The 6951-nt window shown below is 70.7% G+C and carries 7 protein-coding genes; 5 read left to right on the top strand and 2 right to left on the bottom strand.

Going from position 1 to position 6951, the window contains the following annotated elements; genetic code table 11:
- Positions 1–188: 188 nt before the first annotated feature.
- Together ACWC2T_RS45345 and ACWC2T_RS45340 are read left to right on the top strand one after the other, a co-directional pair.
- On the top strand, positions 189–710 hold the full coding sequence (locus ACWC2T_RS45345) for a DUF1990 domain-containing protein (protein WP_450676139.1): 522 nt from the start codon (positions 189–191) through the stop codon (positions 708–710).
- On the top strand, positions 707–1045 hold the full coding sequence (locus ACWC2T_RS45340; protein WP_450676138.1) for a hypothetical protein: 339 nt from the start codon (positions 707–709) through the stop codon (positions 1043–1045). Before ACWC2T_RS45345 ends, ACWC2T_RS45340 begins: the two co-directional genes overlap by 4 nt.
- A gap of 95 nt (positions 1046–1140) precedes the next feature.
- Here ACWC2T_RS45340 and ACWC2T_RS45335 read toward each other — a convergent pair whose 3' ends face one another.
- On the bottom strand, positions 1141–1566 hold the full coding sequence (locus ACWC2T_RS45335) for an ATP-binding protein (RefSeq protein ID WP_450676137.1): 426 nt from the start codon (positions 1564–1566) through the stop codon (positions 1141–1143).
- A 167-nt stretch (positions 1567–1733) separates the two neighbouring features.
- Between ACWC2T_RS45335 and ACWC2T_RS45330 the strand changes: the two genes are divergently transcribed.
- Together ACWC2T_RS45330 and ACWC2T_RS45325 are read left to right on the top strand one after the other, a co-directional pair.
- Positions 1734–2570: a helix-turn-helix domain-containing protein gene (locus ACWC2T_RS45330; RefSeq protein WP_450676136.1), complete on the top strand. Its 837-nt coding sequence runs from the start codon at positions 1734–1736 to the stop codon at positions 2568–2570.
- A gap of 8 nt (positions 2571–2578) precedes the next feature.
- The gene (locus ACWC2T_RS45325; RefSeq protein WP_450676135.1) at positions 2579–2767 is read left to right on the top strand and encodes a DUF397 domain-containing protein; all 189 of its coding nucleotides are present in this window, start codon (positions 2579–2581) and stop codon (positions 2765–2767) included.
- 18 nt (positions 2768–2785) lie between these two features.
- Here the strand turns inward: ACWC2T_RS45325 and ACWC2T_RS45320 are convergent, their stop codons facing one another.
- Positions 2786–5404, bottom strand: coding sequence for a glycosyltransferase family 1 protein (locus tag ACWC2T_RS45320; protein WP_450676134.1), 2619 nt, complete (start codon positions 5402–5404; stop codon positions 2786–2788).
- Positions 5405–5734: 330 nt separating this feature from the next.
- On the opposite strand from ACWC2T_RS45320, the gene ACWC2T_RS45315 reads away from it, so the two are divergent.
- Positions 5735–6951, top strand: a 1217-nt coding sequence (locus ACWC2T_RS45315; protein ID WP_450676133.1) for a maltotransferase domain-containing protein, incomplete at its 3' end; no start/stop codon positions are given.

Below are 6951 nucleotides of genomic sequence, written 5' to 3'. Positions count from 1 at the left end.
GCGCTGACCCTCGTACTGGATGTACTTGGGTCTGCGCCCGGTGCGGCGAGTGGGGGCACCTCCCACGCCCTTGAGGCAGTGGGGGAGCGTGCATGACGTCGCGGGGCAGACGGCAGTTTGACGACAGGGCCTAGGAGGGCGGCACCCGGAAGACAGAGGTTCCGGGTGCCGCCCTACCCTTGTGACCCATGTCCTCGGCGCCCTTCACCTACGAGCCGGTCGGCGCGACCCGCGACGACCTGACGTACTGCCCGCCCGGCTTCCACCCCATGCTCGTCCGCACCCGTCTCGGCGAGGGCAACAAGCTCTTCCACCGCGCGGCCGAGGCGGTCCTCACCTGGGAGATGCACCGCGCCGTGGGCGTGGGCATCGACGCGAGCGCGGACAGAGCCGCGGAGGGCGTCGACGTCACGGTCACCCTGGCAGGGGTCATCAAGGCCCCCTGCCGCATCCTCTGGACGGTGGACGAACCCCGCCGCGCCGGCTGGGCCTACGGCACCCTGGAGGGCCACCCCGAATGCGGCGAGGAGGCCTTCGTGGTCGACCGCACCGGCGACGGCACGGTCTGGCTGACGGTGGCGGCCTTCAGCAAGCCGGCCAAGTGGTACGCGAAGGCGGGCGGCCCGGCGACCCGGGGCCTGCAGCACGCGTACGCCCGCCGCTGCGGAACGGTGCTGCGCAGGCTGTGCGAGGGGTTGTCCGAGGCATGACCCGCAGAGCACTCCTCGTCCCCCTGCAGACAGCAGCGGCCGCCGTGCTGCTGGTGGCCCACCTGGCCTGGAGTTCCGACACCTTCCAGCACTGCCGGTACCTGGGCCCGTCGACCCGCATGTACGTCACCTCATGGGCCGGTCTCACCTGCGCCCTCGGCGCCCTGCTGCTCTTCACCACCCTCCCCCGAGCCGAACGGCGCGGCCTCGCAGCGGTGTCCGGGGCGCTGGGCGTACTGCTGGCGTTCGCACTGCTGATGACCACCTACTGGCTGTACACCCCGGACCCGTCCGGCGGGTACGACTGCTCGGGGCTGCACCTGCTCGTGCGGTAGTCCCACCCACCGGGGTTGGAATTCGGTCGTCCCGCCCGGCGCCTCACCGTTCCGCGTCGGTATCCGGTGCAACGCCTCGTGCGACGAGCCGACCATCACGCGACCCCCAGCTCGCACCACACGAACTTCCCCCGATCCCCGAACCGAGCCGTCGGCTGCCACCCCCAGTACTCCGCGCACGCCTTCACCAGCCCCAGCCCCCGCCCGTCCTCCAGCTCCAGCTCCGCCACCTGCTCCAGCGGACGCGGCGGATCCGGCGGCGCCGGGTCGCTGTCCCACGCCCCGATCCACACGGTGCCCTCCGGGGTTCGGCGGACCCTGAGCGCGGCCGGTCCCTTCGTGTGGCGTACGGCGTTCGAGACCAGCTCCGTCGCCAGCAGTTCCGCCGTGTCCACCAGGCCGATCAGACCGTGCAGGGTCAGGATCAGGCGCAGGGTGCGGCGGCAGACCGTCACGGCTCTGAGGTCGTTCGGGATGTACAGCGTGTAGTCCCAGGTCTCGGTGGTCTCGCTTTCGGACATGCGTCATCGACTCCAGTCGGTGAGTGGGAGTTCGCACGCAGGGCGCGGTTCCGCTGCGTGTACGGAACATCACCGACGGTAGATCTAAATCTAGGGACGCGGCAAGCCGATCGCGTAATCTGACGCCGAACGTGTTGCGCCAACAGGCGTGTGAGGAGAGCCAGTCGATGGTGAAGAGGCGCGAACCAACGGCCCGCCAGATGCGCCTGGCAACTGAACTGCGCAGACTCCGTGAGGCGGCGGGACTCAACTCCCGTCAGGCGGCCGCGCTACTCGGCGTGGCCCCCGCCCAGATCACCCATATCGAGTCGGCTCTCGCGGGCGTGAGCGAGCAGCGAGTCCGACGCCTCGCCTCTCACTACGCCTGCACCGACGAGGAGTTCATCGACGCCCTGGTGGCGATGGCCACGGACCGGACACACGGCTGGTGGGAGGAGTTCCGGGGTTCGCTGCCCAACTCGTTCCTGGACCTGGCCGAACTGGATCACCATGCCACGTTCCTCCGTGAGGTGGCCGTCCTGTATGTGCCGGGCCTGCTGCAGACGGAGGACTATGCCCGCGCGGTCTTCTCCGCCCGCGTGCCCGAACTGACCAGCGACGAGCTTGAGTTGCGCGTCCAGCACCGCATGAGGCGTCAGCAGCTCACCATCCCGTACGAGCTCGTCATCCACGAGGCGGCCCTACGTATCAGAGTCAGCGACCGTGCCGCCTCCCGGGCCCAACTGCGCAAGCTGCTGGAACGCTCCGAATCGGACGACGTCACCGTACGGGTCATCCCCTTCGACCTAGACGGCTTCGCCAGAGCCGCCAGCGCCATGACGTACGCCGGTGGCTCTGTTCCCAAGCTGGACACGGTCGTGCGTGACGTACCCCACGGCTCGGCCTTCATCGACTCCGAAGCACAGCTCAGCGCCTTTCGAACGCGCTTCCGTAAGGTGGAGGCCGTATCGCTCGACCCGGACCGGTCGCGCGACTTCATCCACAAGCTGGCGCAAGAGCTGTGAGGCATCCCATGGGCACCCCCGACAACTGGCGGAAGTCGTCCTACTCGGGCCCCGACGACGGCAACAACTGCGTGGAAATAGCCACCACCCCCACCCACATCACCATCCGCGACTCCAAGGACCCGGCCGTCGGCCCCCTCACCCTCCCGGCCGGATCCTTCGCCCTCTTCATCGAGGCCCTGAAGAAGACGCCGTAGCACAGACCCGTCGGCCTCCTACCGCAGCAACACCCCCGCCCCCTCCACCGCCTCCTCCGACGGCACCGCCACCAGGCCCAGCTCGGCGGCGGAGGCCAGCAGACGGTGGGCCGGGAGGATGCGGACCGTGTAGCCGTACGGACCTGTGCGGTCGAGGGCGAGGGGGCCCTCGTACAGCAGGCGGCCCTCCAGATCCGGGGCGCCGGCCGGCTTCAGCGGGACCACCGTCGCGTCCGTGATGCGGTCCTCCGCGTCCACCCGGCCCGACACCGCCTGGACCTCGACGTCGTCCGGGGTCAGCGAGCCGAGGGCCACCCGGACCCGCAGCCCCACCGTCGTGCCGAGTTCCGCCGTGGCCGTCGTCACCGTCGTCTCCACGTGGTCGACGCTCACCCGAGGCCACGCCGCCCGCACCCTCGACTTCCAGGCGGCCAGGTCGCTCGCCGCCTCCAGGGTCAGCGCGCGGTGGGCCTGGGCGGCGGGGACGTAGAGGCGGTCGACGTACTCGCGGACCATGCGGCCGGCCAGTACCTTCGGGCCCAGCAGACTCAACGTCTGGCGGACCATCGCGATCCAGCGGTCGGGCAGACCGCCCCGGCCCTGCTCGTAGAAACGCGGGGTCACCCGCTGCTCCAGCAGGTCGTACAGGGCCGCCGCCTCGATGTCGTCGCGGCGGTCGGTGTCCGTGGCCGCGCCGTCCGCCGTCGGAATGGACCAGCCGAAGTCCGGCTGGAACCATTCGTCCCACCAGCCGTCGAGGACGGAGAGGTTCAGGCAACCGTTGAGTGCCGCCTTCATGCCGCTCGTGCCGCACGCCTCCAGGGGGCGCAAGGGGTTGTTCAGCCAGACGTCGCAGCCGGGGTAGAGCTTCTGCGCCATCGCCATGCCGTAGTCGGGGAGGAAGACGATGCGGTGGCGGACCCGGGGATCGTCGGCGAAGCGGACCAGCTCCTGGACCAGACGCTTGCCGCTGTCGTCCGCCGGGTGGGCCTTGCCCGCCACGACGATCTGGATCGGGTGGTCCGGGTGGAGCAGCAGCTCCATCAGGCGGTCCCGGTCCCTCAGCATCAGCGTCAGGCGCTTGTACGACGGGACCCTGCGCGCGAAGCCGATCGTCAGGACGTCCGGGTCCAGCACCCCGTCGATCCAGCCCAACTCGGCGTTTCCGGCGCCCCGTTGACGCCACGACGCCCGCAGCCGCTCCCGTACCTCCAGCACCAGCTGTTCGCGCAGGGTGCGGCGCAGCTCCCAGATCTCCTGGTCCGAGATGTCGGCGACGGAGTCCCAGCGGTCGGTGCCGCCGACGGTCAGCGCGTCCTCGGCGCGCTCCGAGCCGACCTGCCGGGCGCCCAGCCGCAGCACCTCCGGGGCCACCCAGGTCGGCGCGTGCACGCCGTTGGTCACGGAGGTGATCGGCACCTCCTCGGGGTCGAATCCCGGCCACAGGCCCGCGAACATCTCCCGGCTCACCTGGCCGTGCAGCAGGGACACGCCGTTGGCGCGCTGGGCCAGCCTGAGCCCCATCACGGCCATGTTGAACAGATTCGGCTCGCCACCCGGGTACGTCTCCATACCGAGGGTCAGAATCCGCTGCACGTCGATGCCGGGCAGCTCGGCGTCCGCCCCGAAGTGCCGGCCGACCAGCTCCCGGTCGAAGCGGTCGATGCCGGCCGGGACGGGGGTGTGGGTCGTGAAGACGGTGCCCGCGCGCACCGCCTCCAGAGCAGAGTCGAAGTCAAGGCCCCGCTCGCACAGTTCGGCGATCCGCTCCAGGCCGAGGAAGCCCGCATGGCCCTCGTTGGTGTGGAACACCTCCGGTGCCGGGTGCCCGGTGAGGCGGCAGTACGTCCGCACCGCCCGCACACCCCCTATCCCGAGCAGCATCTCCTGCAGCAGCCGGTGCTCGCTGCCGCCGCCGTAGAGCCGGTCGGTCACCCCGCGTTCACCGAGGTCGTTCTCCTCCACGTCGGAGTCCAGGAGCAAGAGTGGCACCCGGCCCACCTGGGCCAGCCAGATCCGGGCGCGCAGTGCCCTGCCGCCGGGCAGCGCGAGGGAGACCTGCGCCAGGGTGCCGTCGGCCTCCTTCAGCCGGGTGAGGGGCAGCTCGTTGGGGTCGAGCACCGGGTAGTGCTCCTGCTGCCAGCCGTCGCGGGAGAGGGTCTGCCGGAAGTACCCGTGCCGGTAGAGCAGTCCGACACCGATCAGGGGGACGCCGAGATCGCTCGCCGCCTTCAGATGGTCCCCGGCCAGGATGCCGAGACCGCCGGAATACTGGGGCAGCGCGGCGGTGATGCCGAACTCCGGGGAGAAGTAGGCGACGGCGGCGGGCATGCCGTCCGCCTGGGTCTGGTACCAGCGGTCGCCGGTCAGGTAGTCGTCGAGGTCGTCCGCGACCGCGCCGAGACGGCGCAGGAAGCGGCGGTCGGCGGCCAGCTCGGCCAGCCGCGCCGGCCGCACCCGGCCCAGTGTCCGCACCGGGTCACCCCCGGCCGCGGCCCACGCCTCGGGGTCGACGGACTGGAACAGATCGCGCGTTTCCGCATGCCAGGACCAGCGCAGATTGCGCGCCAGGTCGCTCAGCGGCCGGAGGGGTTCGGGGAGAACGGGACGGACGGTGAACCGACGGATCGCCTTCACACTGCCACCTCGGACGCGTTACGGGGGAGACGCACAGCGCCGTACGTCTCGTCGTCAACCTCGACGGTAGTGGTTACCGGGGGGTCGGTGGGGAGGCGCCCGGCGGGGTGTCGGGGGCGTCAGGCGGCGGCGTGCGGGCACCCGGAAAAAGGGAGCCGGTCTTGTGGGTGGACATACGCGGGAGTAGTTAACAAAGTTCCGGATTGCCCACCCGAACAGGGTGGGAAGGCTCCTCCGGTACGGCCCCACAGGCGTCCCACAGCACCTCCGCAGGACCCACCTCCCCACATCCATCCGCCCACACCCACGTTGACGCGGACAGGAGCGGTCATGCCCGCCACGCACCACTCGTCATCGCCACCGACAAGCAGCAAGACCAAGTCAGCAGCCAAGTCAGCAGCAGGGAAAACTCCGGGCAAGAAAGTCGTGAAACCCGCCGATGTGCCCGGCCCCCCGGCGGACTCCGGAACGACCACTCTCGGCCGCATCCCCGTCCTCGACGTACGCCCCGTGGTCCAGCACGGGCGCAGGCCCGCCAAAGCGGTGACCGGTGAGTCGTTCGAGGTGTCCGCCACCGTCTTCCGGGAGGGCCACGACGCCGTCGCGGCGAACGTGGTGCTGCGCGACCCGGCCGGCCGGCCCGGACCGTGGACGCCGATGCGTGAACTCGCCCCGGGCACCGACCGCTGGGGCGCCACCGTCACCGCGGGCAAGCCCGGCCGCTGGACCTACACGGTGGAGGCCTGGTCCGACCCCATCGCCACCTGGCAGCACCACGCCGGGATCAAGATCCCGGCGGGCATCGACACCGAACTGGTGCTGGAGGAGGGGGCCCGGCTGTACGAGCGGGCGGCCGACGGCGTCCCGGAACGGCGACGGCCGGCCGTGCAAAAAGTCGTGGCGGCCCTGCGGAACGAGAACCGTCCCGCCGCCTGGCGCCTCGCGGCGGCGCTGGCGCCTCAGGTGCGGGACCTCCTGGCCCGCCACCCGCTACGGGAGTTGGTCACCGCCTCCGATCCCATGCCCCTGCTGGTGGAGCGGGAGCGGGCCCTGTACGGCTCCTGGTACGAGTTCTTCCCGCGTTCCGAGGGCACCCCGCAACACCCGCACGGCACCTTCCGCACGGCCGCGCGCCGGCTGGAGACGATCGCGGACATGGGCTTCGACGTCGTGTACCTGCCGCCCATCCACCCCATCGGCACGACCTTCCGCAAAGGGCCCAACAACACGCTCACCGCCCGGCCGGAGGATGTCGGCGTGCCCTGGGCGATCGGCTCCCCCGAGGGCGGGCACGACGCCGTCCACCCGGACCTGGGCACGATCGAGGACTTCGACTGGTTCGTCGGCGAGGCGCGGAAGCTGGGCCTGGAGATCGCCCTCGACTTCGCGCTCCAGTGCTCGCCCGACCATCCGTGGGTGCAGAAACACCCCGAGTGGTTCCATCACCGGCCCGACGGCACGATCGCGTACGCGGAGAACCCGCCGAAGAAGTACCAGGACATCTATCCGATCGCCTTCGACGCGGACATGGACGGGCTGGTCGCCGA

The sequence above is a fragment of the Streptomyces sp. NPDC001393 genome, assembly GCF_053597455.1.
This window is presented reverse-complemented; position numbering and strand designations above follow the sequence as displayed.